Below are 25,964 nucleotides of genomic sequence, written 5' to 3' on the forward strand. Positions count from 1 at the left end.
TTAATCCGGATTTCTCCGGGCTATCCCCCGCTACTGGGTAGATTCCTACGTGTTACGCACCCGTCCGCCGCTTGTCAGCAACTAGCAAGCTAGTTCTGCTACCGCTCGACTTGCATGTGTTAGGCCTGCCGCCAGCGTTCAATCTGAGCCATGATCAAACTCTTCAGTTTAAATCGTTTTGCATCATGTCCGAGGACAGTCAGCGACTCAATCACTTCAAATGAACATTCACATTAGTTAAAGCTTCCTAAGAAACCTTAATAACGAGTGTGTTCGCTTGATTCGATGAGTTGGTATTTTTTTCAATCCTTCCGAAGAAGAACTGATTAACCGAATTCATCACACAAGCGCCCACACGAATTGTCTGATATGTTTTTAAAGAACCTGTTTGAAGCACTCGAAAGCGTCTTAATTCAAACTCTGAATCGGCGTCGGTGCCGATCAGCGAGGCCGCTATATTACCGCGACCGTTTTTGTTGTCAACCGTTTGTTTTTTTCAGACTCTTTCGAATCCGTAGAACCGGGTTGCAACTCGCTAGCCTCGTTCGTCTTGCGAAGAACTTTTCTTGGTCAGCGGCGGCGCATTCTACCGTGTCAGCCGTTGTTGTCAATCGCTGTTTTCGTTCTCGTTATTAAGAGAGGAAAGAAGCATTTGATAACTGCCTGACTGGCTGCTCGTTAACGTTTCGTTAAGAGCGGTGCGTCGTTGAGGTGCCGTACTTTATAGATCAATCGGATGTTTGGCAACGATGTATTTCCACCTATTCATCACACCATCAGCCTTGTTAGTTACAGTGACTCTATTGTTATGAACACGCCTCTCGGTTCAGTGTCTGAAGTTAATAAGAAACCAGGATATAAAGGTTTACCATGGATCCTTTAGGTGTAGGTGCAGCTCAAGTAGGTGCAGTTCAAACAACAGGAATCAGTAGTAGTACGGGAGCGACCGGTTACAGTACCTCCGGTCGGTGCTCTGTCGAGCCTACTGAGGTAGGATCCTCTATTCCAAAACTGGAAGATAGTAAGAAGAAACAGCCTGCTTCATCTCTTACAGAATATAGAATCAATCCTCTGCCTGAAACTTATACACTTAAACCTCGCCACCCATTTGGTCGACGAGTCAGAAGCAATAATTTTACAACCATAGTAAAACATTGCGCAGGTATTACATTAGAAAAGGTTCTTGGAAGTGGTTCATTTGCTTCAGTACTACTCGGCCATACTACTGACGGCCACCCCCTAGCTGTCAAATTATTCAATGAAAATTCAAAAACAGATTCGAATGCCCAACTCCTTTCCCTCGACTCTGGAGAAGCTATCGCTTTAAAACACTCAGAGCATGAGAACATGCCCAAGTGCCATGCCTTATTTCTACAGGACTTAAGGGATAAAAGTGTCGTTCTCATTAACTCAACGCTACTCGATACAATTCAAGACAAGCGTAACTATCAAATAGTTGCTGCAATTTATGACTACATTCCAGGAGGTGATTTATTTAACTTTCTGCATGTATATGCCCGCTTTTCTTATAGTTCTGAAACAGCTGTGAAGATAGTACTGCCTATATGTAAAGTGCTCTCCTCTCTTCACAACTACAACATTGTCCACAGGGATGTAAAAGTTGAAAACATTCTGCTGGATATGCGTGACAACACCCCAAAACTGTGTGACTGGGGATTTGTAACAAAAACTTCTGCTTTCACACCGACCTATGATTATTACGGCTCTGCACCCTACTCACCTCCTGAAATTTTTAAATACCCCCCTACCTCTGACAGCAACACCGACTGCTGGGGAGCCGGCCTTCTATTGGCTGAAATTGCTTTTGATTATATACCAACCAAAACAACAGCAGCTCTTCAGAGAGACCTGGAACCAAGCCCTGAAAACATGCAATCCCGAATCCTTCACTTTGCCCAAATGGACGACAAAACAAAGAAGGTCTATCTAAAGAGACTTATTAAGAACCCAAGCCCTTTAGACGATCAAATGATTGATTTGATCATTGCTCTAACTCGAAATAAAGGTAGAGACCGCCTTTCTATGAGAGAAGCGGTCGAGAGGCTGGAGTCAATGCTGAAGCAGATTCCCATTGAAAACAGAGAGCTACGAGCCAGCACGCCTGGCCCTGCCTCTGAGGAACATATTAGAGTGAGCTCTTTACCTTCTTCGCTTTCTGTATCGGAAGCCCAAAGAAAAGAGAGTAATCCGAAAAGGCATCGTAAGAATGTTAGCCGGTTCTAACTCTGCACCCAGAGTCTGTAAGCCAGCTCCCGCGCATCATGCGTTTGCTTATCTGAATAGAAAAGCTGTCTCAAATTTGCTGCACACCCGTTAGCCTTTATCAGCAGTCGACAAAACCTTTAAAAAAGATTGATGGAAACTGCGAATACTCTTTCTGAATGCACGCATCTCTTCTCTGCTGGCTGGCAAAGGTGGCATCAAACCATTCAGGATAACGGCAAACACCAGTGGCTTTTCATCCTCCTGAAAGACATAACCGGCCATACTGCTAACGCCACTCATATAACCCGTCTTTAACCAGCGTTCCTTTTTAGTACGGTCGAGCAACCACGGACTTTGTTCTCCCCAACGACTCCAGCCAAACATTAATACATCCACCAGCGTGGAAGCACTGATAAAGTTATAACGGGACAACCCCGAACCATCCACCAGCCTGCTGGAACCAAAGCCAACACCACCTTCGCCCAAGAGCTCTCTGGCGGATTGAATACCCGCAGCATAGTTACCGGGTTCTCCGGAATGAGCATAAGCCACTGTTTTCAGGATACTGTCGGAATAAAGGTTGTCTGATTTTTCCAAAACCGGCTTTAGCAGCATAGGCAAAAGTTCCGACTGATGTTCTGCGAGAACAATCGGTGTTTCCTGGTCAGGTCGTCCAACAAGGATTCGCCCTTTCAATTGAATATGACTCTTTCTCAGCTCCGTGAGAATAAATTTCCTGACAGCTCGCTCTACATTACTGATGGAAAACGCCAGCCGAACAGAACGAGAGCCTGGGCTAACACAGCCTTCCAGCTTGTATTCATGCTTTGCTGAAGGAAACACAGAGAGCGGGCAATCTTTTTCAGTCGTTATGACTTTGTTCTCAACGGTCAGTCCCCAGTCGGAATTGTCGTACTCTATTCGAGTCTTCTGGCCTTCTTTTCTTCCGGGCTTCAGCCAGGCGTAAAAGCAATTTCGATCAAGAACCATTGCTGCCGCCGGTGCTGCAAAACAGATATTCAGATCATCCCAGCTGACACCGCCAGCACGGTCGTAACCGGAGAAAACACCACCATCAATCCAGAGGTTACTGTCTATGGTTCTGACGTTTCTCTCTTTAAGTTCTTTAATTAAACCTCTGATATTGTCATGAGTAAGAGAAGGGTCACCACTGAACTTTAATACCACTGGGCCTTTTACAATTCCCTGCCTGACAGACCGTGTTGATTCAAAGCGAGTAACATATCGAAACTCTTCGCCCAGAGCTTCGTAGGCCAGTGTTGCTGTCAGTACTTTCAGAACACTGGCAGGAACCAGATTCTGCTGTTCACCATCTTCAAAAAGTACTTTACCACTGACAGGGTCACGCACTTGGATAGAGTAGATACTGCCAACAGGCAGCTCTTCAACCAGCGTCTCAAGTTGCCGAACCAATGTCGACTGAGCCAGTACAATAGAAGGAAGAATCAGCAAATAAAAAAACAGAAAGAATTTTCTTCGGTTCACAATCAGACCTCTAAGCCTATTGGTACCATTATGTTGTGAATGTGCATCACAACAAAAATGAGTCAATGAATATCTTCCGTCTATCGGCAATTGACAGCTATGTATTTAGATTGACATAAATAGACTTTTGAATGAAACCTGCCACTCTGTTTATTTACGTTTTATTCACCTCAACATATAGAATTAAAAAGCCTTTGCACGGTGGTGCGAGAAAAGGCCTGATTTAGATTTTATTTCAAGTATCTATGTACTTGTTCATCCTTTATTTGTCATTGAGATAACAGATTCCATGACAGGCACTCGATAAAAGCATTATCCTATTTACAGGCTCTGGTATTACAAGGAACCTTCAAACAAGTTCCCAGGATGTAACATCAGCGAACCCCGACACAGGAACACGTCAGTAACACGGCAGGTATTAGTGAAAAAGTTACAACTATCAACCAGTCAACTTATCGCAAAGCAGTCATTGAAGGAACTTGGCTTCAAGTCCACTGATGAACTGGAAAACTATGTCGGCATTCTTGGCCAGGAACGGGCCACCAGTGCCATTCAGTTTGGTGTTGCCATGCACCGAACGGGCTACAACATCTATGTCATGGGTGAATCAGGTACCGGACGAATGTCCTACCTACGAAAATACCTTGAGACTGAAGCCAAACGTCAGTCTCCACCCGATGACTGGACCTACATTAATAACTTCGATAATGCTCGTGAGCCGAAAGTACTCAAACTTCCGGCAGGTCTTGGTGAAAAGCTGCAAAAGGATTTCGATCAGCTAATTGATAGCCTGATTCTGACCTTCCCGGCAGCCTTTGAAAACCCGACCTACCAGCAGCGCAAGAGTGCGATTGAGCGAGAGTTCAACAAGAGCTACGACCAGGTCATCGACAATATTGAACAGGAAGCGCTGAAAAAAGAGATTGCTCTCTATCGCGATTCCGGCTCCCTCAGCTTTACTCCCATGAGTAAAGGCAAGGCAATGGACGAAACTGAGTTCGCTCAGTTGCCTGACAAAAAACGCACCAAGTTTAATAACGACATCAGCGAACTTGAGGGCATGCTGAACGACTCTCTGGTCGAGTTGCCTCAGTGGAAACGCGAATCTAATGAAAAGTTACAGACCCTGAATCAGGAAACCATTGATCAGGCTCTGGAACCTCTGCTTAAAGTATTCCGCAAGAACTACAGCAACCAGCAGGGTGTTCTGGATTACCTTGAAGCAGTGAAGCAACATCTGCACAGAACTGTTATTGATTTACTGGCCGATGATCGTCTGGAATCCAAAGACGATTCAACCAAGCGTCAGGCTCTGGTTGAGCTATACAGTCCGAACACTATTATTGCCAACGCTAATAATGGTGCTGCACCGGTTATTTATGAGTCACACCCCAACTATAAAAATCTGTTTGGTCGTATAGAGTATGCGACGGATATGGGGGCTCTGGTGACCAACTATCGTCAGATCTGCCCGGGTTCTCTTCATAAAGCCAATGGCGGTTACCTGCTGCTGGATGCTAACAAGCTGCTGGAAGAACCGTTTGTTTGGGAAGCACTTAAGCGTTCACTAAAAGAAAAACAGCTGACCATTGAATCACCCTATTCAGAAATGGGGCTGCTCAATACCATTACCCTGAACCCTGAATCCATTCCTCTGAATGTTAAAATTCTTCTGGTGGGTTCCCGCGATATCTATTACCTGTTGCAACAACTGGACCCGGACTTCCACGAGATGTTCCGTGTGCTGGTTGATTTTGATGATCGCATTGTTAGGGATTCTGAGTCTGTTCATGCCTTTGCACAATTACTGAAGAATCGTGCGGATGATGAAAAGTATCCAGCACTGACGGCTTCAGCCGTTGCCCGTATGGTAGAACACAGTTCTCGTATGGCAGAACACCAGGGTGAAATTTCTGCCAAGATTGGTGACCTGTTCGATCTGCTGGCAGAGTCTGACTTTATTCGTCGTATGAGCCGTGGTCGTAAGATCAACCATGAACACATCGACCGTGCTTTGGCTGCCAAGGCTGAGAGAACCGGCCGTGTCAGCAAGCAGATTCTTGCTGAAATGGTTGAAGGCAGTATTCTGATTGATACCGACGGTGAACAGGTGGGTAAAATCAACGGCCTGACGGTGATGTCTATTGGTGATACCAGCTTTGGTTCCGCTGCCCGTATTACCTCAGCCGTTTACCCAGGTTCCTCAGGCATTATTGATATCGAAAGAGAAGTGTCTCTGGGTCAGGCTATTCACTCCAAAGGTGTAATGATTCTGACCGGATATCTGGGCAGCAAGTACGCTCAGAAATTCCCTCTGGCTATTTCTGCCAGCCTGACCATGGAGCAGTCTTACGGTTATCTCGACGGAGACAGCGCAACACTGGCTGAACTCTGCTGTCTGGTTTCCGCTCTAACTAACACACCTATCAATCAGGGGTTTGCGGTAACCGGTTCTATGAACCAGCACGGTGAAGTGCAAGCCATTGGTGGTGCCAATGAAAAGATTGAAGGTTTCTTTGATCTCTGTGAAGCACGAGGTCTGACCGGTAATCAGGGCGTGATCATTCCTGCGACCAACGTTCGTAATTTGATGCTGCATCAAAAGGTTGTCGATGCGGTTCGCAAGAAGCAGTTCAACGTTTATGCCGTCAGCCATGCGGAAGAAGCACTTGAGCTTCTGATGGGCTGCAAGCCGGGTAATGTGAATGCCAAAGGGCAGTATCCGAAGGGGTCTATTAATTTTAAGGTAGTTCAGAGGTTGAAGGAGATTTCTGAGTTGGCTAAAGAGAGTAGTTGACCCTCTCAAGCCCGACCGTTCTGGTCGGGCTTGCTATTTATTCTTATTGGTAATCTTTTGGCTCCCCATTCACCATGGTTATTTTCAAATACTCCTGCGATTTGATGCCCACAGGATCGGCAATGATCATTCTCAATATTAAACTGCCCTAATCGATACCAATCCCTCCCAATCAAAAGCTCAGCACATTTCGGACACCAGGTACTACCACCTTCAGAATCATGCACATTACCTGTATAGACATAATTCAAGCCTTTGCTGATTGCTATCTGTCGAGCCCATGATAACGTAGAAGCTGGTGTATGAGCATGCTGCTGCATTTTCCAGTCAGGGTGAAACGCCGTGAAATGAAGAGGAATATCATACCCGAGGTTCTCAGCAATCCATTCGGTCATTTCATGCAACTCTTTATCACTGTCGTTTTCTTCAGAAATCAACAGTGTTGTGATTTCAAACCAGACATGGGTTTCGTGCTTTAAGTATTTAAGGGTTTCCAAAACCATGGCCAGTGAACCACCACATATTTTTTTATAAAACGATTCAGTAAAAGCTTTCAAATCAATATTCGCGGCATCCATATGACTGAAAAACTTTTCTCTCGGTTTTTCACAGATATAACCAGCACTGACAGCAACAGATTTAATGCCCAGCTCATGACCTGCATCAGCCGCATCACAGGCGTATTCCATAAAAACAACAGGATCGTTATAAGTGAACGCCATACTGCGACAACCTGTATCGAGTGCAGCTTTAGCCAGCTGTTCCGGCATCGCTCTGTCGGCTAGAGTATCCATTTCCCGTGATTTGCTCATATCCCAGTTCTGGCAGAACTTACAGGCAAGATTACAACCCGCCGTACCAAAGGAAAGGATCGGAGTTCCCGGCAGAAAATGGTTTAACGGTTTTTTCTCTATTGGGTCAATACAAAAACCGCTGGAGCGCCCATAACTGGTTAACACAATTTTCTGGTCGTGGCAGGCTCGGACAAAACACAACCCTTGTTGTCCCTCTCTAAGCTTGCACGCTCTTGGGCAAAGATCACACTGAACTCTGCCATCACTTAATGAGTGCCAGTATTCTGTGGGAAAGTGCGCTGGAGCCATTATGAAATCGGTCATAGTCAACCTGCTTTCTTTCTGCACCTGTTGTATAATTGTAGTGCTGCATATATACGGGGGAAAGGATCATGACCATTCGTCCACCAGCTGTTGCCGGTGCCTTCTATCCGGATCAGCCGGAAGCTCTTCAGGCTGTTCTCAGTCATTTATTGGCAGGCGCACCTGAACGAGATCTGTCGCCCAAGGTACTTATTGTTCCTCATGCCGGTTATATCTACTCTGGCTCTATAGCTGCCTCCGGCTATACACAACTGTCTCCCTTTAAAGATCAAATAACCAGAGTCGTTTTGTTAGGACCTTCTCATCAGGTGCCTTTTGAGGGCCTTGCTCTACCTGATTGCGAAAGCTATTCAACACCTCTTGGAGACATAGCTCTTGATACCGAAGCTATGTCAGCTCTCAATAGCCGTTTCAGTCAAATACAGATTCTGGACTCTGCCCATAAGAATGAACACAGCCTGGAAGTCCAGTGTCCATTTCTTCAGGAAATACTCTCTGACTTTAAACTGATTCCTCTGGTGGTGGGTGACGCTTCTGTTTATTCCGTAGCAGACGTTATTAATCACCTCTGGGGGGGCGATGAAACCCTGTTTGTCATCAGTTCTGACCTCAGTCATTACCTTAGCTATGAAGAAGCTCGCCAGCGTGATGGCATGACCACCAAAGCCATCGAACAGCTTAATCCATCACTTACGGGTGGACAGGCTTGTGGCTGTTACCCTCTGAATGGCATGATGAAAGTAGCTCAGGACAGGGGCATGGAAGTAATTACTCTGGATGTAAGAAATTCAGGTGATACAGCCGGGGACAGAGAACGGGTTGTCGGTTATGGCGCTTATGTCATTCAGTAATCATTTTGACTGCCTAAATAACAGCAAAGCAGGAAGCAAGTGAGTTTATGGCCTTTTCAATCAGCGCCTCTGATCAGTCCCTGCTACTCAAGCTGGCTCGCAACTCTATTACAGAGGGTTGCGATTCAAGCCATGCTTCACAAGTTGATCTGTCAGAGCTTCCTTCTTCACTTCGTATTCAATGTGCAACCTTTGTGACTTTGCAGAAATCAGGTGAGCTTCGTGGCTGTATTGGATCTCTGAAGCCACAAAGAACACTTGCTGAAGATGTCGTACATAATGCATTTGCCAGCGCCTTTAGTGACAGTCGCTTTTATCCGGTAAAGAAAGAAGAGCTGGCTGATATTCAAATAGAAATTTCAGTACTCAGCCCTATGCAGGCTATGGATATCAGTTCTGAAGAAGAGTTATTGGAAAGCATCCGACCTAATATCGATGGTCTGTTGATTCAAAGCAGCTATCACAGCGCGACCTTTCTGCCCCAGGTCTGGGAACAGTTACCCGACCCTGTGGAGTTTCTTCTGCACCTTAAACAGAAGGCGGGTCTTCAGAGCGATGAATGGCCTGAAGATATGAGTTGTTTTCGGTATCAGTGTTTTAAGTTTGGTGAGTAAATCAACTTAACTTACCACCTTTCACTCACCCCAATACTTTTTATGGCATACACAGAAGATTAGTCGACTGGTTATTTCTGCCCTGAAACTACAATATCTACCCAGACGAGTGACACCATCAGCATTAGAATATTCCTGCTCATAGAACACATCTATGGGTTTTTCTTCAAGTGGAGTCAACCCTGTTTCAACATCACAGTTTCTACAAACAATCAGTAACTGATTGTTTTTTGCCTTATTATTAAGCTCCTCTGTACGTCCTGTTTTAACGTGTTGCAGTGCCACTCTGATACGTTCCTGCGTTGGCTGACCAACCATCAGGATATAGATTGCTGAGTGTAATTCGTAATGGTCAGAAAGTTCGGGAAACAATCTACCGGCATCAAAAGAGGTCATAAAACGCACATCAGTTTGAGTGTTTTTTGGGAATGCACCAGCCGGGAATTCCACCATTGTTGCGGGCTAAGTTCCCGCAGATAGTTGAAAGCCCCAATGCTCTGCAATTCTGCTAACGGATCGTTCAGTATTTAACTTTACTGCACCTGATAGATCTCGCTTCCAAGCCAGATAATGCGGGAGGTAACGGGTTGCTACCCCACGAAATACACCTCCGATCCAGCGTTTTAAGTCACTATGATAAGAGTTAACATGTTGAATATGATAAATGCCTTCAAGAACATGTTGACCCGCTGAGGTCACCAATTCCTTAAACTCAAACCCAAGCTTCTCTGCAAGCTTTTCGTGGGCAAGATGGGCATCAGCACAGACCGTTGCTTCAATTGATATGCGGCCGTTCAAATGACGACACAACTCATTTGCACTCTCGTTTTCTAAAACACCATCAACAGTGTGCCGATTACGGTCACGAGCCACCATTACCGGGACTTTTCTGGTTTTGTTCTGATCATTACCGCGTTTGCGAGAGGGTCTTGGCAGACCTTCTCTCTGCCCTTTAAAGGATTCACGGAAAAAAGTTTCGTCAAGCTCAGTGATGCCCGAAAGCTTCTCAGCCTGATCGTTATTGATAACTTCCAGGAAGCGGTGACGCCATCGGAAGGAGGTTTTCAAATCAATATTGTATTCATTGGCAGCAGCACGAAGAGTCATGGAATAAGTCATGCCGGTAAGATAATTATTCCATTTTTCTGGATATCTAAGTCTTGCCAGAGGCGTTGCACTGAATGCATTAAATGTTTTCTTGCATGATTTACAGCGGTAGCGTTGCCGACCACTTTGAACCCCCCAGCGATAAATGCTGTGGCTTTTACATTCAGGGCAAACAGGTTGTTCTGCAAAGTGGGTTAATATGCTTGTTGCAAGATCAGGCGTCGAGCGCTGGTTATTGGAAGAGGGTTTGCTGTCTACAGGAGCGAAATCAGGCTTTTCCTCTGAATCATCAATGGGAATACGAGCATTGAGTAGCGTTTTATCAAGAATACCCCACTGTTCGTTGTTTAATGATGGAATGGAATCGATAAAGTTCTGGAATAGCTCTGACTGCATAACAACCCCCAGAAATACTAGAAGACATAGGGAGTGTAGCTCATTCAACTATTTACGTGAACACAGCCATTGTTGCGCTTTTAACACAGCTGAAATTAAGACTTTTACCTCCTGTCACGCTGTGGGTCTTTGGCCACAAAAATTTCACACCCAGATTGTCTTTTATTTTTTGTTCCAAATCATAAAAGCAAAGATAATAAGTCGGCTCACCTTGATCGGTTGTTTTAGCTATTAAATTACACGGATCCAGGTGTAGCTCAGCCAACCCCACCTCCATTTCTTCTGGTTCACTTTGTCCAGGTTCTTGTATTTCTTTTGATCCATCACTTTCTTCAGCGCATTTATCGTCTTCATCACCTAGAGGCAAATAAACTACAATACTTTCTGGAAGCGCTTGCTGGGCTGCATGATCTGCAAGTGTATTCATACTGCCCAGGGGTACGATTTCACTCTGGACAGCTTTGATTTCACTGCATGCAAAGCTACCCATTTGCCGATCCCATTCTATCGCAGCTTCCCTTTCACCAAGGTCATCAGAATATTCATTGTAAGGATTATCATCATGTTGATTGACTAGTACCGGTGTTTCATCGCCAACTTCATTTTCTAATAGCCCGTCTATCACACCCGTCTCTAATATCCCCTTCTCCAGTATTCCTAAGAGTCTCCGTGGCAGTTCATAATTATTGAGGGGTTCGAACAATTTGGAGAGTACTCCGAGAGAAAATAATTCATCAGATGCAGCATACGCTGAAGGATGATGATAAGGCATGTTGAGCTTGCGCTCAAAAGACAAATCTGAATATGAATTCAATACCAGTAATGACAGGAGAAGACTGATAAATCGAGAAAAGTGGTGCAGCATGGTCGTATTTTCCATTAATATCTGAGGAACTAATAAGATATATTCAGAATAATGCTACTTAACGCTACCAGCACTCTATAACAACCTTATAAAGTGTGATTAGTAACGACTACTGAATAATTTTGAAAACACCATCTAGAAACAACAAACACTCTTGTTTTATATTTCTTTGGCTTCTCAAAACCTTCAGACACCTGCAATTAAAAATAGTTCTATAGACAAAAACAAAAAAAACAAACCCAACCATTTATTTAAACAACAAGCATAAAATAATATTTTATTAAGACTTAATAAAATTAAACATAAATTCACTTTACACCCAGTAATATCTCAACATTTTATTTAATCAAAACCGTTGTTACAGCGTTACTTTTTTTGCCTTAAATTTCAGTGCAGTTTTTACTACACCTTAAGTATAAATCGGCTCTACAGAGCCATGAATGGCCTGAGGATATGAGTTGCTTTCGGTATCAGTGTTTTAAGTTTGGTGGGTACTCTCAATCAGAGACAGTGTCGGTATAAATATGCCCTATTTCTTCACTAACAAGTTCAATCAACTTTTTTCTACTTGAGCCATATTTTTTGCGTCAAATACATTATCACTACCCGCACACCTTGTAAGATTAGGATCTGTGGTAACAGAATACCTGATACCAATCACCGCAATTCTGGTATAAACAGACTTCGCTTCATTCTTAGGCGTTTTATCCCTGATAACATTGCAGCAACCTTGATCCAAAAGCCCTGAATGAGTATCTGATTCAGAGTCCTTCCCGCCAGATAACACAATTATTAGTCGTCGTTCAATTCTTCCATCGCTTGCAATTCGAGCCCCTCTGATTATTCCTTCATACGAAGCAATAGCTCCATCAGCTGTCATTAGTTTAACTTCGCTCTTGAACATTGACACAGCTTCGCTATCAAGTGCCGTCAATGGAATAGTAAAAGAATCTTTAGTGCCATAAGGATTGCTTGGTTTTACAACTTCTAGTCAAAATAAGTTATCAACTGCCTGTTTATAGGCTACTCCATAATCTCTTACATTAGTTGTATAACAAGTCGGACATGCATCATGTATTCCGCGTATAAAAGTCAAATAAAACCAAAGCTAGGTGATTTTGGAGAGTTTGCCCCTTTGACTGCCCATATAGCTGTTGCGGAAGATTACCAACGATAGTTTTAAGGCGTATAATTGAGTCAGCATTTTCCTGTCTTTGTTTTGCTCATCAAGTTGTCGTAATAAACAGCCATGCTTGTCTATAGGGCTTCAGGTGCTGTTGGTTGTTGCATCAAAGCTGAGTTTCAGCATCTGTACCTTAAACGAGTGCGAAAGACTGTCTTTTTTACTGTTACTGTTGTTTTAATTAAACACTTCGATGTCGCGTTTCAATTTATTTTTTTATATTTATTCGTCATATGACTTAGTACTTATGCACTGTCAGTAAATTTATTCCTTAGAAAATCGAACCACAAATCTTAAAAATGTTTTTTGGGTTAAATTTTTAATTCACGCTTAATAAATATTAAGAATCAGAAATAATTAAATCAATATAATTAATGCTTATTAATTAGCTTTCATCTTGGCTTTCAAACAAATACGACGATAAATGTATATCAATTATTTGATTCTCATACCTTTTGATACTTAACAAGAATGCTTGTTATTAAACATCCAACAACCATTGTGAATTGCCATTCTTTTTCTTCCTTCTATCCTTCCATAGTTCAACTTAAGTTCATTCTACTTTCACTCTGAAAGAGTCAGGTGACCTATGAGCTATAAACCTGCTGTTCTTCTTCAGCCACTGGCATTTCTTCTTGCTGCTCCACTGCTTCAGGCCAGCCCTGTCTCAGGCTATGAAGACATGTTTCTTTACGACAACAACCGAATAATGATTGACCTCAGAACACCGACGAAGGAGGAGTGGTTTAAGCAGTTTGCTTCTGAAGATCAAGACGCAGTGGATGAACTGCCCTCAAGTAAGCCGATAATACCGATCACTAACCAAAATAAAATGCAGTATATGGCGACCTTTGAGGCTGGCTCAGACAATCAGAAATTCACTGTATTGATGGATACTGGCTCAACGGATATCTGGGTACCCGGCCCTAAATGCTCGGCAACCGGTTGTATCAATAAACCGCACTTTGACCCAGGCAGCAGCCAGACATTCGTTAACACTAATAAGCCTCTAAGCATTCTGTATATGTCTGGCGCTATGAACGGAACAGAGGTTCAGGATCAGGTCACTCTCGGCGGCATCAGTGTTCAAAATCAACTGTTTGCACTGGCTCATACGGTGTCACCAAACTTTGCCCAATTTGCATTCGATGGCATATTCGGACTGGCCTATCCAGCACTGTCTCACAACCACGTTAACTCATGGGTTATGAATGCATACGCTCAGCAGAAAATCGATGCGCCGATGTTTTCATTCTATCTTTCCAATGAGATCAACGGCGCCAACAGTAAGATGATTGTCGGCTCTCCTGTCTCCAGCTATTACGAAGGGGATATTCACTGGCATTCACAGATAAAACCTACCCCAAGTATGCCCGTAGAATCCTATTACACCCTTGCCGTAAAAGGATTCAAAATAAACGGCAAAGAGGTAGAACAGGTCAAAAAAGACTGTGCTGATACTGGCTGCCCTGCCGTTGTAGATACAGGATCATCCTTCCTGTTAGTTTCTGACGACACCATGACAACGTTGTACACTGAGTTCCCTGTCCATCAAAATTGCGACAACATACATCAGTTCGATGGCCAGAAAGTCAGCATCACAGTGGACGACCAGGAATATGTAATACCTGTAGAGCAACTCATTGTTAAAGCAGAAGACAGTGAGGGAAAGCAGGCCTGTGTTCTGGCGGTAGATGTTAGCATGGACCCAGGCATTGACTGGACATTTGGCGACTCATTCCTGCGCAGTTTCTACAGTATCTTCGACCAGGGCCATAAGCGTGTTGCTTTCGCTAATCTGGCCAAAGATTTCGCAGCGCATGAATATCAGCCTGAGCCCAGAATTGTGTATGTTAAAAGCCTGAATGACGTGGGAAGAAACCATTTCTAAACCGTTATACCTGCTTTAGGCCGTTGGAGCGACAGAGCTTAAAGCAGGTACCTCCATACTATAAACCAGTACTGTTTAGCCTTTTTCTATACTTAATCCATCTTCATGGAGGAAGTAGAGAATGAGTAGAGTACGATTGTATGCAGTTCTGGCCACCGCAGGTGTTGTCCCCTTCGCCGCCTGGGCACTACTGCGACTCATGGAGATAGACCTGATACCTGTTCTGGGCCATGTAGACCTGGCAGGCACAACTTATGCGGCTCTGATCATCGCTTTTCTTGCCGGGTCACACTGGGGCAATACTCTTCATTCGAACCAGCCATCAGACTGTCGGATACTCTGGATCAGTAACCTTGTTATGTTGTCCGCCTGGGTCAGTCTGGTGATGTTGCCGTTCGGCGTGCTACAGATTTCAGTTTATATAATCAGTTTGGTTGTTCTGTTGCTGGTCGATCTGCATCTGCTAAGAAACAATCAGATAACCGAAAGCTATTACACAACCCGACTTACGATTACCGGTCTGGTCATCATGCTGCTATTTGTTACAGGAGTGACTTATGGAACACGCTATTGATATCATCAGGGTGTTAAAAATATTTGAGATCATTCGCGAGAATGGTAAAAAAATAGACGACGAATATTATTACGAAGGCTTCTTTGCCTCTTCATCCTATGACGGCTATACCGTTATGTTAAGAACCCAACAGGTAAAGATGTTTATCGGTTTTCACAATACTTTTCACTTCGACAGTAAACATCAAGCCGATATTGATGATTTCATGCACTCACTGCTGAACCTTGAGTTTCTGAATCAAGACAAGAGCAGTTAACTGACGTTTAAGAAGCTGTTTTTTACAGGAACAAAAAAAGGCTGCCCTGTTAAGGAGCAGCCTTTTTAATAGCTAGTATTTTTTTAAATCAAACTTTAAGCCAACAACAATTATACGACTTCAAACAGGAAGTGGTTTTTCTTACCCAGTTTCACCATGAAGAAGCGGCCGTACATGGCATTTTCCGCAGAGAAACATTCTGGCAGGTTCATATTGTCGGCTGCACCACGAGCTGTACCGTTAAAGAAGACAGCATTGCGAGCCAGAGCATCTTTAACCTGCTTACCGGATTTAACCATGCCTTTCTCAGCAAACAGCTGAGTCATTGGCTGACCTTTCAGTTCATCACGCTTGAGGGTGGCACTTGGCAGACCATCCTGCTTCAGCTGCTCAAGGTCATTCTCGGACAGGCTGCTGCTATCACCGGAGAACAGTGCAGCAGTGATTCGTTCTGCAGCCAGCAGACCTTCTTCACCGTGAACCAGACGTGTAACTTCTTTTGCCAGAATACGCTGAGCTTCCGGACGACCTTCACGTTCTTCATCCGCCTTCTTGATGGCATCAATCTCTTCCTGAGACAGGAAGGTGAAGAAACTCATGAAACGGTAAACGTCAGCATCAGCGGTATTCATCCAGAACTGATAGAAAGCGTACTGAGAGGTTTTGGCTGGATCCAGCCATATCGCACCACCTTCGGTCTTGCCGAACTTGGTGCCGTCAGACTTGGTGATCAGTGGCACAGTCAGGCCAAAAGCACGGGATTTGTTCTGACGACGAGCCAGATCAATACCACCGACAATGTTGCCCCACTGGTCACTGCCGCCAATTTGCAGAGTGCAGTCGTAACGACGGTTCAATTCGGAGAAGTCCATTCCCTGCAACAGAGCGTAGGAGAATTCAGTGAAAGAGATACCGGCGCCTTCACGGTTCAAACGCTGCTGAACCGATTCCTTGTTGATCATGGCATTCACAGAGAAGTGCTTGCCCACGTCACGCAGGAAATCCAGAGCGGACATTTCACCGGTCCAGTCCAGATTGTTCACAACCAGTGCAGAATTGTCGCCACAATCGAAGTCAATAAACTGGCTGACCTGACCTTTGATCTTGTCTACCCAACCGGCTACGACATCAGGAGTATTAAGCTGACGTTCCGCAGCCTTAAAGCTTGGGTCACCAATCAGACCGGTTGCACCGCCAACCAGAGCAATAGGCTTGTGGCCGGCTTCCTGGAAGCGCTTGAGTACCAGCAGTGGAACCAGATGACCAAGATGCAGGCTGTCGGCAGTCGGATCGAAGCCGCAATAAAGAACTCGAGGCTGTTCGCTCAAATGAGCGTCCAGTTCCTCGACGGCAGTAGTCTGCGCGATGAGCTGGCGGGCCTGGAGGTCATTCAGTAGCGGGTTGTGACTCTCGGACATTTACCTTTCCTGCTGCTTTTTGCTGATCAAAAGCGTCTGCTGATTCAAACACTTATGCTGATCAACGCTCTAAAACCATGTTTCAAACTTTCTGTCGAAGTTCAACGAAACAGGCCTTTGGCGAACCAGCATAAGGTCTACGTAAAGAACGGGACAAAATACAACAAAATGACGCCAGAACAAAGCCGCAATTGGCTCCTGCTGCTGAATACTCGTGACTTTTATCGGACTGCAGTAATTCTGCGGCTAAACAGGGCGAAATATACCTAACAAGGTTATGGGAAAGAGCCTTCCTGCGTAGCGCTGCAAAGCGACTACACAGACCTTGTCGATTTTTTGTCAGAACTGTGCAGAAAACTTTACAAATCACCTATAGCTATAAATCAATTCATTCGTTAGCTTTTCGAGATATAATTAAACACATAGTTACTTAACATAAACATGCATATTGCGTTATGACAAAGCTCTCTACACAAAGTGCCTCGCGTGATCGCAGTATCGGCGGCATCAAAAAATTTCCAAAGCGACACCTCCTCGTTGTGACAGGTGTTGCTGCTGCGGTGATGACAGTGATTGGTCTTCTGCCTTCTTCTCAGGTTGAAGCCAAACGCTCTGAAATGGAGTTGGTAATCGATGGGCACCAGTCCGATGACCAGAAAGACTCCATAAAAGAAACCCTGAAAGCGGTTGCCAATTCTGCACCTTCTGTATCTAAAGCACCTTCTGTATCTAAAACGCCTAAGGTTGCCAAAGAAACCGAAGAACAGCGTATTGCCCGTGAAAAAGCTAAGCAGGAAGCTGCCCGTCTGGCTGCTGAAGAAGCGGCTCTTGGCAAGTGGCAGACTCTGACAGTCAAGTCCGGTGACAACCTTTCAACACTGTTTAACGACGCAGGCCTGAGTGCTCGCGTGGTTTACAATATTTCCAAAACCCCGAAACTGGGTAAAAAACTGACCGATATTCGCCCCGGTCAGAAGCTCAAGTTCAGGGTGAACAGTGAAGGCACCCTGACCCAGATGCGTTATGTTCAGGATCGCCTGAACAGTATCTTCTATGAGCACACTGACAAAGGCTACACCGCGCAGAAGGTTACTCTGACTCCAGAGATCAGAGTGGCTTATGCCGAAGGCAACATCAAAAACTCTCTATTTCTGGCCAGCCAGAGGGCAGGAATACCAGAGAATATGACCATGGAGCTGGCCGGTATATTTGGCTGGGACATCGACTTCGCTCTTGATATACGTGAAGGCGACAGCTTCAACCTGATCTATGAAGAAAAATACCTGGACGGGGAAAAGCTGGAGAATGGTAATATTCTTGCAGCCACTTTTACCAACAGAGGTGAGGTCTTCAAGGCTGTTCGTTATACCGACAGGGATGGTGACACCGATTACTACTCTGCCAACGGTATGAGCATGAAAAAAGCCTTCCTGAGAACGCCGGTAGATTTTACCCGTATCAGTTCACGCTTTAACCCTAACCGACTGCACCCGGTCTTCAAGACCAAGCGCCCACACCGTGGTGTTGATTACGCAGCCAGAACCGGTACTCCTATCAAGGCGGCTGGTGACGGAAGAATCAAGTTTATCGGTAAACAGCGAGGCTATGGCAACGTCGTTTATATTCAGCACCCCAACAACGTGGTGACTGTTTATGCTCACCAGAGCCGGGTAAACCGGAAGTTCCGTAAGGGCAGCAGAGTTAAACAGGGACAAACCATCGGTTATGTCGGGCAGACAGGCTGGGCTACCGGTCCACATCTGCATTATGAGTTCCGTGTTAATGGCGTTCACCGTAACCCGATGACGGTTAAACTGCCTGATGCAGCGCCTATTGCCAAGAAAGAGCGTGCTAACTTCAAGGCTCATGCCAGCAAGATTCTGGCTCAGCTTGAGCAGCACAGCGGCACCATGCTGGCCAGCAACCAGCCTTAAGCAATCTCTTATGGCAACCCGGTTCCGGGTTGCCTCTTCTGTTTTAATCAGGGAAGGAACTGATGCCTGAACTCTTCATTGGCCTGATGTCAGGAACCAGTCTGGACGCTATTGATGCCACCCTAGTTGCCATAGAAAACGATCAGTGCCAGTCAATCGCCTCCCTCTCTCACCCTCTTCCAGCAGAGCTTAAACAGCAACTGCAAACGCTGACCCTCCCTGGCGATAATGAAATTGAACGAATGGCTGAAGCAGAACCTCTCTTTGCATCCGAGAGTGCTACAGCTGTGCACAATCTTTTGGAAAAGTCCGGCTACAAGCCTGATCAGATTAAGGCTATTGGCAGTCATGGTCAGACAATTCGTCATCGACCTGAAAAAGGTTATACCCTGCAAATCGGCGATCCCAGTCTGATAGCTGAACTGACTGGCATCACGGTAGTCGGAGACTTCCGTCGCAGGGATGTTGCAGCAGGAGGTCAAGGTGCACCGCTGGTGCCTGCTTTTCACAAAGCGGTCTTTCATCAGGGTGATGAAGACAGAGTGATTGTGAATATTGGCGGTATGGCTAACCTGACTCTGCTTTCTGCTGACAGCAGTATTCCTGTCACAGGGTTTGATACCGGTCCTGGTAATATCCTGATGGATTACTGGACTCAACAACACCTTGGCCAACCTTTTGATAATAATGGCGACTGGGCAGCCAAAACTTCTGCTGATGAAGCATTGTTGAAGCAGTTCCTGACCGAATCTTATTTTCAGCAGGCGACTCCCAAGAGTACCGGCAGAGAGCTGTTCAATCCTGACTGGCTTTCAGGGCAGCTGAACAATTTTTCTCATTTATCTGCCAATACGGTTGCAGCCACGCTGTGCAAGCTGACAGCCGTCAGTATTGCCACTCACATCAAGCAATACTCTCCTGACTCCAAAGCCGTTTATATCTGCGGTGGTGGAGCCAGAAATGCCAATTTAATGGAGTTATTAAGGCAGGAGCTGAGTCACTGTAAGGTTCAAAGCACATCCTTCCTCGGCATTGATCCGGACTGGGTGGAAGCGATTGCTTTTGCCTGGTTAGCCAGTAGGACGCTTGGAAGACTGACCAGTAACTTACCAGAAGTTACCGGAGCCAAAGGGCTCAGAATGCTTGGTGCTATTTATCCTGCCTGAGCTTAACAGGCAGATGCATCAGTTTATCCGGGGCTGCGAAGAAACCATATTTCGTTACACAAGCAGGTCGTAGAATTCTATTCAAATCCAGAAGCTGATCATCGATATCAATTCTATCTCTCAGAGACAACTGACTTTGCTTCATTTTTTCAACCAGCAACTTTGAAGTGGCTTGCAGCTTACTGGCTTTTCCCGCCAGCTTCTTTAGTTCAGCCAGCTGCATTCTGTGTTTGACCCACTTGCGAGTTGAAAGCCTGGAGGGCGCAGCTTTCGAAAATGCCTCAATTAATTCCGGCAATTCCTGTTTCATTCCTTCCAGCTTCTGGTAGAGAGGCGCAAAGCGGGCAGGATGGGCATCCGGTAACTGGTCTGGCTTGAGCAAATCAGCCTTATCCAGCGTCACCCCTTTCTCATGCAACGACTGCAAATGAGCAGATGCAACGGTTATTCTGGGCGGCAAAGGGGGTGGAGTATCCGACTGACCATAGCTTTGTGGCCTGATTTCTTCATAGATAGCATTTGCTTGTGACAACAGGTTCAGATCCGGACCGATCAGGGTGTAGTTGTTTTTATCAACGGGCACCATTTCCCCGTTGATAAAGGATCGAGGTATATCATATAGATCACTGTTGAGAACATTATCACTTCTGGGAATATTGTAGTGACTGGAGCCTGGGCTCTCTTTAACATGACCTACAGTGCTGTATCCAGGATCAGAAGGGTCTTCATAACCAATAGGCGTCAAAGCCATATAAGTCGCAGTATTCTCATAGAGAGCCTCACGCCGAATCGGTTCTCGCCTATCCTCATCCGTTGGCTTCAGCCATGGATGGTCTTTGCCAAGTCCCACGTTTACGTACTCAGGCTCTGTCTTATCAGACTCCGCAGCCTCCTTCTTAACAAGGTCTGGCACTTGCTCTTCTGAAACTGATTGTTCTGAAGGTAGAGGCTCTTCCCGTACCTGCTTACTGATCGCCCTGATTTCATCCTGAGTGGCTCTTACTTCTTTAGGCTCACCAAATACGGTGAGATTTTCATACAAACGGGGGCGTACCTGCTCGTTATGAGCACCTTTTAGCTGCTTGATGAAATCACTGTCTTGCTGGGACTGTTTTTTTTGTAAGTGCTCTGCCTTGGGTGGTGGGGCAGGTTTATCTTTTTTCGCGACTTTCTTCTCTGAATCAACACCCCGATAAGCATCAGGCGAAAGCTGTCTTTTAGGAGCGACTCTTTCTACATGACGACTCTTCAGGCTGGTATCAGGCGCCGAGATTTTTCTGGCACCTATTTGGCTCGATTGCTGTTCAAAATGCTGAATTCTACGCTTAACTCCACCCAATTCAGCCTCAACAACTTTGGACCGGTCATCTAGTAAAGGTTGATGCCTTGCAATAGAACTACCCTGATCAGGTCCTGAAACCGAGCCACCACTCATAGCTGATCCCTGCGTATGATGATTAAGTGTGCAGACACACGTGATTGAATACTGGACTGCGATTTCTCCGCCTGCGGCGTGGAAATCGTTTATGAATTCATATGTCCGGGTATTTGTGTCTTTATTTCAGTGTAATAGAGCAAGAGGGTTTGGGAGAGTATCAGGAGAGGGAGGGCGAAAACAGAGAGTCTTCGCCCTTATGGAAATCAGATCGAGAAGGATGAACCACAACCACAGGTAGCGGTTGCATTAGGGTTTTTAACCAGAAAGCGTGAACCTTCAAGGCCTTCTTCATAATCCACTACTGCACCTACCAGATACTGGTAGCTGAGGGAATCAACAGCCATTTCAGCGCCATTTCGTTTAATCAGGGTGTCATCATCAGCCAGCTGGTCATCAAACTTGAAGCCATACTGAAATCCAGAACAACCACCACCTGTTACATAGGCCCTGAGTCGCATGGACTTGTTGTCTTCGTCATCAAGAAGCTGCTTCACCTTATTGGCCGCAGTTTCTGTTAGCTCAATAGGGTCTGGCATGACCGTTTCCACTACAGCGCTCATTTATCCTCCCGTGTTATCCGTACAGCAGATAACCCGCAGTTATCACTATTATGGCTGCATTATCCAAGTAACCCAGCAGAGTAGTCAACTATTAACAACCGCAGCAGGCTGCAGTTACTCCCTACTAAGGCTGCTGGCCAGCTCCTGATCCCAACTGTATGTTTTGACAATACTTTTGACGGCACCACGTCTGACCTTGATCGCCACCCGAATTTTCTCTGGTGTAAAGCCTGCAGGAATTTCCATCTGCAAGTAATCTTCTTTTTCAGGAAATGCCTGAAAGTAGCGAAACCCCAGTGACTGGGTTTTATCCAGCCCTGACAGCTCCAGCAGCGACAGGGTTTTCTTCTTACCACCAGAAAGACCATCAACCTCAACGGTCATGGTTCCTTTCAGAAAAGGATTGTCCCGAGCAACCTGAGAGACCACCAGCCTGACCAGAAAACGATTTTCAGCATCGCCAGGTAACAGCTCCAGCTCATGCAGTCTCACACCCTGAGCGGTATTTTCCGGAGCAAGAATACTTTTGAAAAAGGCCAGATCTTTGGCTAATGCCGCTTTTTCCCCTTCCAGTTCACGAATTAAACCGCGAATATTCTTGATCGACTCTTTATCAACCTGCCCGGTTCTCTCAAGAATAGCGACACGCTGAATCAGCTTTTCTGTTTCCATAATGAGCGTCTTGTTAATACGCTCAAGACGAATGTTTTCATTATTCAGTCTTGCCGCTTCGGTATCAGAAATCCTGCCCCCCAGCCAATACGAAAGAGCAACAGACACCAGAAAAGTAACGATCAGAATATTGCGCTTGCGTCGTTCTTTAGCAGGGTCATGGGGTACAACCTTCAGGTTACCGGGTCCATATACCTTGGGGGAAGGTGATTGCGTATCAGTCATTGAACGTGTCCAGTACTGGCCTGAATAAGGAGTAAACCGTTGAAGGGGATATCACTGAAAATCTGTCAGCGGAACTATACACAAGCCTTATATCTATCTCAAACAAGCGTCCTAATAAGATATTGTTCTTCATTTAACATCCTGAGCTTTACGTACAAGAACTATTCGATCCCCTTCGTCAATTGTATGATAGCTTGCTGACAGGCCCTGAATAGCCTCTGATATGAAAAGTAACTACTCACTAGACAGGTAACTATGCTTGACCGCTGGACCACCCGATTAATTGCACCGCCACTCAGGCTGCTGGCAAAAACTTTAAAAGCCAGAGGCATTACTCCAGACCAGGTGACCTTTGCCGGATTTTTGATTGGACTGCTGTCAGTACCTTTACTGGCATTTCAATTATATGAGCTGGCGTTGGTCGCGATTCTCTGCAACCGTATTTTTGATGGTATTGATGGTGCACTGGCTCGATTGGGCACACCTTCTGATGCGGGCGGCTATCTCGATATTACGCTGGATTTTATCTTTTACTCTGCCGTTGTGTTCGGCTTTGCTCTGGCCGATCCGACAGCCAATGCGCTCATCGCCTGTTTGCTGGTTTTTACCTTTATGGGGACAGGTTCAAGCTTTCTGGCCTATGCCATCATGGCGGAAAAGAAGAAGCTTTCTGACCCTGATTTCAGCCATAAATCGTTTTACTATATGAATGGTTTGGCAGAAGGAACAGAGACCATTGCCATTTTTGTGCTCTTCTGCCTTTTCCCTGAATACTTCCCTGAACTGGCAATGTTGTTTGCAGCAATTTGTATTCTCACCACCGCTACCAGGGTATGGGGTGGCTATCAGACAATAAAAAAAGCAGAGAGGACGGCTACCGTCACGGAGTAATATGAGTCTACTAAAGATACTGTTTCTACTGTTTCTGACATTGGCCATTGTGGTTATGACAGTCGAACGCTATGGCAAACCCATGAGCCAGAGTAAGCAGGCAAAGCTTTCTCGAATTGCTATTTTTTTGCTGTTTGGTTTGGTAATAGCCCGAATCATCAAGGAACTGATCTAAAGCCTCTGCTTCCATAGATAACAGACACAAAAAAAGGCAACCAGCGATGCTGTGTTGCCTTCTTTAATCAAGCCCCGATCAGTCGAGAACTTCGATGTTTTCAGCCTGAGGACCTTTTGCGCCCTGGGTAACTTCAAATTTAACACGCTGGCCTTCAACCAGAGTTTTGAAGCCGGTGCCAACAATAGCGCGGAAGTGAGCAAAAACGTCCGGACCTTCGTCCTGAGCGATAAAGCCGTAACCTTTGGACTCGTTGAACCACTTAACGGTTCCAGTAGAAGTAGACATAGTCTTTTCCCGAAATATTCGCAAGTAAATGGTCTGGATGACCGCTCAGCTAAAAGTACCACTTTTACTTATGATTCTTCAGGACGAGCTACAGCTATGGAACTTCGAAATGCTAAACATAAATAAGACATACCTTAAAGCTGAAGATATTGTACTGCATTTTTACTGTTACGCAATGCAGGCACAATTCTAAAGATACATCCGGATTGAACAGATACAAGCTGAAATAAGCCCAATCTGGTTACTTTATGATAAAGCGCTCAATCCACCTGTTTTCCGCCCTCTGCCTTGGTGTTTTTCTGTCCTGTAATGCTCAGGCTAACACCGAAAAAACAGGGGACATTCTTCAGGTTCTGATACCTTCTGCAGCTTTTGCCTCTACCTTCTATATGGATGACTCTGAAGGTCGAACTGCTTTCTATAAATCCTTTGCTACCAATGTGATCAGCACTTATGGCCTGAAAAAGACAATAAGGAAACAGCGCCCCAATAATGGTAATCGTGACTCGTTTCCATCCGGCCACACATCCGCCGCCTTTCAGGGAGCTTCATTCATACATTTCAGATATGGCTGGCAATACGCTGTCCCTGCCTATTTAGGCGCAGCATTTGTTGGATACAGCAGGGTTGATGCAGAGAAACATTACACTGTTGACGTTCTGGCAGGTGCGGCACTCGGGGTATTGAGCAGCTGGTATTTCACTGAGCCGTTTGATAACGGGTTGCACATCAATACAGATTTAAAAGAGAACTATTATGGACTTTCTCTCAGCTACCCTTGGTAGCGGTCATAAATAGTCAGGACCCCCACCGAAAAGACAGGGGCTAAAGAGTTCCAGCCCCTTTAAAATAGCGTATTAGAACTTCACACCAAAACTGACATTAAACACCCAAGGGTCAATTTTGAAGTCCTTCACTTTACCCTTACCTGAGTATTTTTTATTGCCGGTTCCTGTGAACTGGTAATCCAGCTTACCTTCTGCTTCCATCATCATGTAGCGAGCAGAGAAGTCTACAAACATCGTTTCATTGATATTGTAAATCCCACCGACCTGTCCAAGCAGCCCGAAAGAACCGTCCATATCAGACTTACCAAATGCACCGTTGTCGGTTTGGACATCACTTACTTTTGTGTAATGGACACCTGCACCAACATAAGGTCGGAATTCCTCGCCGGGATCATTCAAATAAAATTGAGCGGCAATGTAGCTCGGCCACACTTTGTATTTGAACTTGGCACTATCAGATCCACCCAGTTTGCTCTTAATTTCTGAAGGCCAAAATGTACCAATATTTACTGCAATATTATCAGTCACCATATAAAGCGCTTCAATATTTACAGAAATTGCGCTCTCATCTCTCTTGGTATCCAGCTTATGACCCTGAATCTTGCCATCCTGATCAGGAACACCTTCAACTTTCACTGAAGCATCGCTGGGCATAATATATGCCCCACCAATCTTACCAGCAAAGTCACCTTCCTTAAGGTCGGCAAAAGCATTTATCGAAACACAACCAGCAGCAATTAATGGCAGCAGGTTTCTTCTGTAGGACATCTCTCATTCACCTCAGAAAAAAAACAGTTATGTTTACTCCCTGTAAACGGATTGCTCTGAAAAGTATTTTTCAGATGTTCACAATCAATGCGATGTCGATCAGTGTAGGTCTACACACTCAGGTTCGCTAACTTGATTCACTGTTTTTTTTATACCTGAATTATCACTGCTTACATCAGACTTTTTTTACGGTTTAGCAAGCCCCAAATCAAATGACATAAAAGTAAAGTTCCGTCAGTTTAGCTTCACCCTATTGA

24 protein-coding genes and 1 rRNA gene are annotated in these 25,964 nt (G+C 45.2%); 12 read left to right on the top strand and 13 right to left on the bottom strand.

What is annotated here, in order from left to right:
• Nucleotides 1-170: ribosomal RNA gene (locus EOPP23_RS10465) — 16S ribosomal RNA — on the bottom strand; the annotation flags it as partial.
• 700 nt (nt 171-870) lie between these two features.
• Between EOPP23_RS10465 and EOPP23_RS10470 the strand changes: the two genes are divergently transcribed.
• Nucleotides 871-2,244 (top strand): protein kinase, encoded by a 1,374-nt coding sequence (locus EOPP23_RS10470; protein WP_153765944.1) that lies wholly within the window; start codon nt 871-873, stop codon nt 2,242-2,244.
• A gap of 90 nt (nt 2,245-2,334) precedes the next feature.
• Here EOPP23_RS10470 and dacB read toward each other — a convergent pair whose 3' ends face one another.
• Complete coding sequence (dacB, locus tag EOPP23_RS10475) at nt 2,335-3,732, bottom strand: D-alanyl-D-alanine carboxypeptidase/D-alanyl-D-alanine-endopeptidase (RefSeq protein ID WP_194842574.1); 1,398 nt, start codon at nt 3,730-3,732, stop codon at nt 2,335-2,337.
• A gap of 421 nt (nt 3,733-4,153) precedes the next feature.
• On the opposite strand from dacB, the gene EOPP23_RS10480 reads away from it, so the two are divergent.
• On the top strand, nt 4,154-6,529 hold the full coding sequence (locus EOPP23_RS10480) for a Lon protease family protein (RefSeq protein WP_370514752.1): 2,376 nt from the start codon (nt 4,154-4,156) through the stop codon (nt 6,527-6,529).
• A gap of 5 nt (nt 6,530-6,534) precedes the next feature.
• Here EOPP23_RS10480 and amrS read toward each other — a convergent pair whose 3' ends face one another.
• Nucleotides 6,535-7,647 (bottom strand): AmmeMemoRadiSam system radical SAM enzyme, encoded by a 1,113-nt coding sequence (gene amrS / locus EOPP23_RS10485; protein ID WP_153765946.1) that lies wholly within the window; start codon nt 7,645-7,647, stop codon nt 6,535-6,537.
• Between the two features lie 68 nt (nt 7,648-7,715).
• Between amrS and amrB the strand changes: the two genes are divergently transcribed.
• Together amrB and amrA are read left to right on the top strand one after the other, a co-directional pair.
• Complete coding sequence (gene amrB, locus EOPP23_RS10490; RefSeq protein WP_153765947.1) at nt 7,716-8,498, top strand: AmmeMemoRadiSam system protein B; 783 nt, start codon at nt 7,716-7,718, stop codon at nt 8,496-8,498.
• Nucleotides 8,499-8,545: 47 nt separating this feature from the next.
• The gene (gene amrA / locus EOPP23_RS10495; RefSeq protein WP_153765948.1) at nt 8,546-9,112 is read left to right on the top strand and encodes an AmmeMemoRadiSam system protein A; all 567 of its coding nucleotides are present in this window, start codon (nt 8,546-8,548) and stop codon (nt 9,110-9,112) included.
• A 21-nt stretch (nt 9,113-9,133) separates the two neighbouring features.
• On the opposite strand, the gene EOPP23_RS10500 is transcribed toward amrA, so the two are convergent.
• The 4 genes from EOPP23_RS10500 to EOPP23_RS10515 all read right to left on the bottom strand — a co-directional run bounded on the left by EOPP23_RS10500 (nt 9,134) and on the right by EOPP23_RS10515 (nt 12,384).
• Nucleotides 9,134-9,565 (bottom strand): hypothetical protein, encoded by a 432-nt coding sequence (locus EOPP23_RS10500; RefSeq protein WP_153765949.1) that lies wholly within the window; start codon nt 9,563-9,565, stop codon nt 9,134-9,136.
• Between the two features lie 9 nt (nt 9,566-9,574).
• Nucleotides 9,575-10,615 (bottom strand): IS1595 family transposase, encoded by a 1,041-nt coding sequence (locus EOPP23_RS10505; RefSeq protein WP_153765950.1) that lies wholly within the window; start codon nt 10,613-10,615, stop codon nt 9,575-9,577.
• A gap of 52 nt (nt 10,616-10,667) precedes the next feature.
• Entirely contained in the window at nt 10,668-11,495 is an 828-nt protein-coding gene (locus tag EOPP23_RS10510) for a hypothetical protein (protein WP_153765951.1), read from the bottom strand.
• A gap of 538 nt (nt 11,496-12,033) precedes the next feature.
• Entirely contained in the window at nt 12,034-12,384 is a 351-nt protein-coding gene (locus EOPP23_RS10515) for a hypothetical protein (protein ID WP_153765952.1), read from the bottom strand.
• Between the two features lie 868 nt (nt 12,385-13,252).
• Here EOPP23_RS10515 and EOPP23_RS10520 point away from each other — a divergent pair.
• The 3 genes from EOPP23_RS10520 to EOPP23_RS10530 all read left to right on the top strand — a co-directional run bounded on the left by EOPP23_RS10520 (nt 13,253) and on the right by EOPP23_RS10530 (nt 15,384).
• A complete protein-coding gene (locus EOPP23_RS10520) occupies nt 13,253-14,554 on the top strand; it encodes a pepsin-like aspartic protease (RefSeq protein ID WP_153765953.1) in 1,302 nt (433 codons plus the stop codon).
• A 121-nt stretch (nt 14,555-14,675) separates the two neighbouring features.
• Nucleotides 14,676-15,128: a DUF3429 domain-containing protein gene (locus EOPP23_RS10525; RefSeq protein ID WP_153765954.1), complete on the top strand. Its 453-nt coding sequence runs from the start codon at nt 14,676-14,678 to the stop codon at nt 15,126-15,128.
• A complete protein-coding gene (locus tag EOPP23_RS10530) occupies nt 15,112-15,384 on the top strand; it encodes a DUF3081 family protein (RefSeq protein ID WP_153765955.1) in 273 nt (90 codons plus the stop codon). The genes EOPP23_RS10525 and EOPP23_RS10530 overlap by 17 nt, the downstream gene beginning before the upstream one ends.
• A 110-nt stretch (nt 15,385-15,494) precedes the next feature.
• Here EOPP23_RS10530 and tyrS read toward each other — a convergent pair whose 3' ends face one another.
• The gene (tyrS, locus tag EOPP23_RS10535) at nt 15,495-16,802 is read right to left on the bottom strand and encodes a tyrosine--tRNA ligase (RefSeq protein ID WP_153765956.1); all 1,308 of its coding nucleotides are present in this window, start codon (nt 16,800-16,802) and stop codon (nt 15,495-15,497) included.
• Nucleotides 16,803-17,257: 455 nt separating this feature from the next.
• On the opposite strand from tyrS, the gene EOPP23_RS10540 reads away from it, so the two are divergent.
• Together EOPP23_RS10540 and EOPP23_RS10545 are read left to right on the top strand one after the other, a co-directional pair.
• Complete coding sequence (locus tag EOPP23_RS10540) at nt 17,258-18,736, top strand: OapA family protein (protein ID WP_153765957.1); 1,479 nt, start codon at nt 17,258-17,260, stop codon at nt 18,734-18,736.
• Nucleotides 18,737-18,798: 62 nt separating this feature from the next.
• Nucleotides 18,799-19,902, top strand: coding sequence for an anhydro-N-acetylmuramic acid kinase (locus EOPP23_RS10545; protein ID WP_153765958.1), 1,104 nt, complete (start codon nt 18,799-18,801; stop codon nt 19,900-19,902).
• On the opposite strand, the gene EOPP23_RS10550 is transcribed toward EOPP23_RS10545, so the two are convergent.
• The 3 genes from EOPP23_RS10550 to EOPP23_RS10560 form a co-directional block, all read right to left on the bottom strand.
• On the bottom strand, nt 19,886-21,337 hold the full coding sequence (locus EOPP23_RS10550) for a hypothetical protein (RefSeq protein WP_153765959.1): 1,452 nt from the start codon (nt 21,335-21,337) through the stop codon (nt 19,886-19,888). The two genes, EOPP23_RS10545 and EOPP23_RS10550, sit on opposite strands and share 17 nt — an antisense overlap.
• A 206-nt stretch (nt 21,338-21,543) precedes the next feature.
• A complete protein-coding gene (gene erpA, locus EOPP23_RS10555) occupies nt 21,544-21,900 on the bottom strand; it encodes an iron-sulfur cluster insertion protein ErpA (RefSeq protein WP_153765960.1) in 357 nt (118 codons plus the stop codon).
• 114 nt (nt 21,901-22,014) lie between these two features.
• Nucleotides 22,015-22,797, bottom strand: a complete 783-nt coding sequence (locus tag EOPP23_RS10560) for a DUF6776 family protein (protein WP_153765961.1) — start codon at nt 22,795-22,797, stop codon at nt 22,015-22,017.
• Nucleotides 22,798-23,052: 255 nt separating this feature from the next.
• On the opposite strand from EOPP23_RS10560, the gene EOPP23_RS10565 reads away from it, so the two are divergent.
• Both EOPP23_RS10565 and EOPP23_RS21350 read left to right on the top strand, forming a co-directional pair.
• Entirely contained in the window at nt 23,053-23,688 is a 636-nt protein-coding gene (locus tag EOPP23_RS10565; protein ID WP_153765962.1) for a CDP-alcohol phosphatidyltransferase family protein, read from the top strand.
• Between the two features lies 1 nt (nt 23,689).
• Nucleotides 23,690-23,863, top strand: a complete 174-nt coding sequence (locus EOPP23_RS21350) for a hypothetical protein (RefSeq protein WP_194842576.1) — start codon at nt 23,690-23,692, stop codon at nt 23,861-23,863.
• A 78-nt stretch (nt 23,864-23,941) separates the two neighbouring features.
• Here EOPP23_RS21350 and EOPP23_RS10570 read toward each other — a convergent pair whose 3' ends face one another.
• Complete coding sequence (locus EOPP23_RS10570) at nt 23,942-24,151, bottom strand: cold-shock protein (protein ID WP_153765963.1); 210 nt, start codon at nt 24,149-24,151, stop codon at nt 23,942-23,944.
• A 248-nt stretch (nt 24,152-24,399) separates the two neighbouring features.
• On the opposite strand from EOPP23_RS10570, the gene EOPP23_RS10575 reads away from it, so the two are divergent.
• On the top strand, nt 24,400-24,936 hold the full coding sequence (locus tag EOPP23_RS10575) for a phosphatase PAP2 family protein (protein ID WP_153765964.1): 537 nt from the start codon (nt 24,400-24,402) through the stop codon (nt 24,934-24,936).
• Between the two features lie 72 nt (nt 24,937-25,008).
• Here EOPP23_RS10575 and EOPP23_RS10580 read toward each other — a convergent pair whose 3' ends face one another.
• The gene (locus EOPP23_RS10580; protein ID WP_153765965.1) at nt 25,009-25,707 is read right to left on the bottom strand and encodes an OmpW family protein; all 699 of its coding nucleotides are present in this window, start codon (nt 25,705-25,707) and stop codon (nt 25,009-25,011) included.
• Nucleotides 25,708-25,964: the final 257 nt, after the last annotated feature.

Origin of the sequence: Endozoicomonas sp. OPT23 (assembly GCF_009653635.1) — a bacterium.
Taxonomy (GTDB): Bacteria; Pseudomonadota; Gammaproteobacteria; order Pseudomonadales; family Endozoicomonadaceae; genus Endozoicomonas_A.

Bases quoted from the DNA above. Each gene is read 5' to 3' on its own strand.
- EOPP23_RS10510 (WP_153765951.1), bottom strand. From the start codon at position 11,495: ATGGAAAATACGACCATGCTGCACCACTTTTCTCGATTTATCAGTCTT.
- EOPP23_RS10530 (WP_153765955.1), top strand. From the start codon at position 15,112: ATGGAACACGCTATTGATATCATCAGGGTGTTAAAAATATTTGAGATC.
- EOPP23_RS10545 (WP_153765958.1), top strand. From the start codon at position 18,799: ATGCCTGAACTCTTCATTGGCCTGATGTCAGGAACCAGTCTGGACGCT.
- EOPP23_RS10580 (WP_153765965.1), bottom strand. From the start codon at position 25,707: ATGTCCTACAGAAGAAACCTGCTGCCATTAATTGCTGCTGGTTGTGTT.
- amrB (WP_153765947.1), top strand. From the start codon at position 7,716: ATGACCATTCGTCCACCAGCTGTTGCCGGTGCCTTCTATCCGGATCAG.
- EOPP23_RS10505 (WP_153765950.1), bottom strand. From the start codon at position 10,615: ATGCAGTCAGAGCTATTCCAGAACTTTATCGATTCCATTCCATCATTA.
- EOPP23_RS10550 (WP_153765959.1), bottom strand. From the start codon at position 21,337: ATGAGTGGTGGCTCGGTTTCAGGACCTGATCAGGGTAGTTCTATTGCA.
- EOPP23_RS10575 (WP_153765964.1), top strand. From the start codon at position 24,400: ATGATAAAGCGCTCAATCCACCTGTTTTCCGCCCTCTGCCTTGGTGTT.
- EOPP23_RS21350 (WP_194842576.1), top strand. From the start codon at position 23,690: ATGAGTCTACTAAAGATACTGTTTCTACTGTTTCTGACATTGGCCATT.
- EOPP23_RS10540 (WP_153765957.1), top strand. From the start codon at position 17,258: ATGACAAAGCTCTCTACACAAAGTGCCTCGCGTGATCGCAGTATCGGC.
- erpA (WP_153765960.1), bottom strand. From the start codon at position 21,900: ATGAGCGCTGTAGTGGAAACGGTCATGCCAGACCCTATTGAGCTAACA.
- EOPP23_RS10500 (WP_153765949.1), bottom strand. From the start codon at position 9,565: ATGGTGGAATTCCCGGCTGGTGCATTCCCAAAAAACACTCAAACTGAT.
- EOPP23_RS10520 (WP_153765953.1), top strand. From the start codon at position 13,253: ATGAGCTATAAACCTGCTGTTCTTCTTCAGCCACTGGCATTTCTTCTT.
- EOPP23_RS10565 (WP_153765962.1), top strand. From the start codon at position 23,053: ATGCTTGACCGCTGGACCACCCGATTAATTGCACCGCCACTCAGGCTG.
- EOPP23_RS10525 (WP_153765954.1), top strand. From the start codon at position 14,676: ATGAGTAGAGTACGATTGTATGCAGTTCTGGCCACCGCAGGTGTTGTC.
- EOPP23_RS10570 (WP_153765963.1), bottom strand. From the start codon at position 24,151: ATGTCTACTTCTACTGGAACCGTTAAGTGGTTCAACGAGTCCAAAGGT.
- EOPP23_RS10470 (WP_153765944.1), top strand. From the start codon at position 871: ATGGATCCTTTAGGTGTAGGTGCAGCTCAAGTAGGTGCAGTTCAAACA.
- EOPP23_RS10560 (WP_153765961.1), bottom strand. From the start codon at position 22,797: ATGACTGATACGCAATCACCTTCCCCCAAGGTATATGGACCCGGTAAC.
- tyrS (WP_153765956.1), bottom strand. From the start codon at position 16,802: ATGTCCGAGAGTCACAACCCGCTACTGAATGACCTCCAGGCCCGCCAG.
- amrS (WP_153765946.1), bottom strand. From the start codon at position 7,647: ATGACCGATTTCATAATGGCTCCAGCGCACTTTCCCACAGAATACTGG.
- amrA (WP_153765948.1), top strand. From the start codon at position 8,546: ATGGCCTTTTCAATCAGCGCCTCTGATCAGTCCCTGCTACTCAAGCTG.
- EOPP23_RS10515 (WP_153765952.1), bottom strand. From the start codon at position 12,384: ATGTTCAAGAGCGAAGTTAAACTAATGACAGCTGATGGAGCTATTGCT.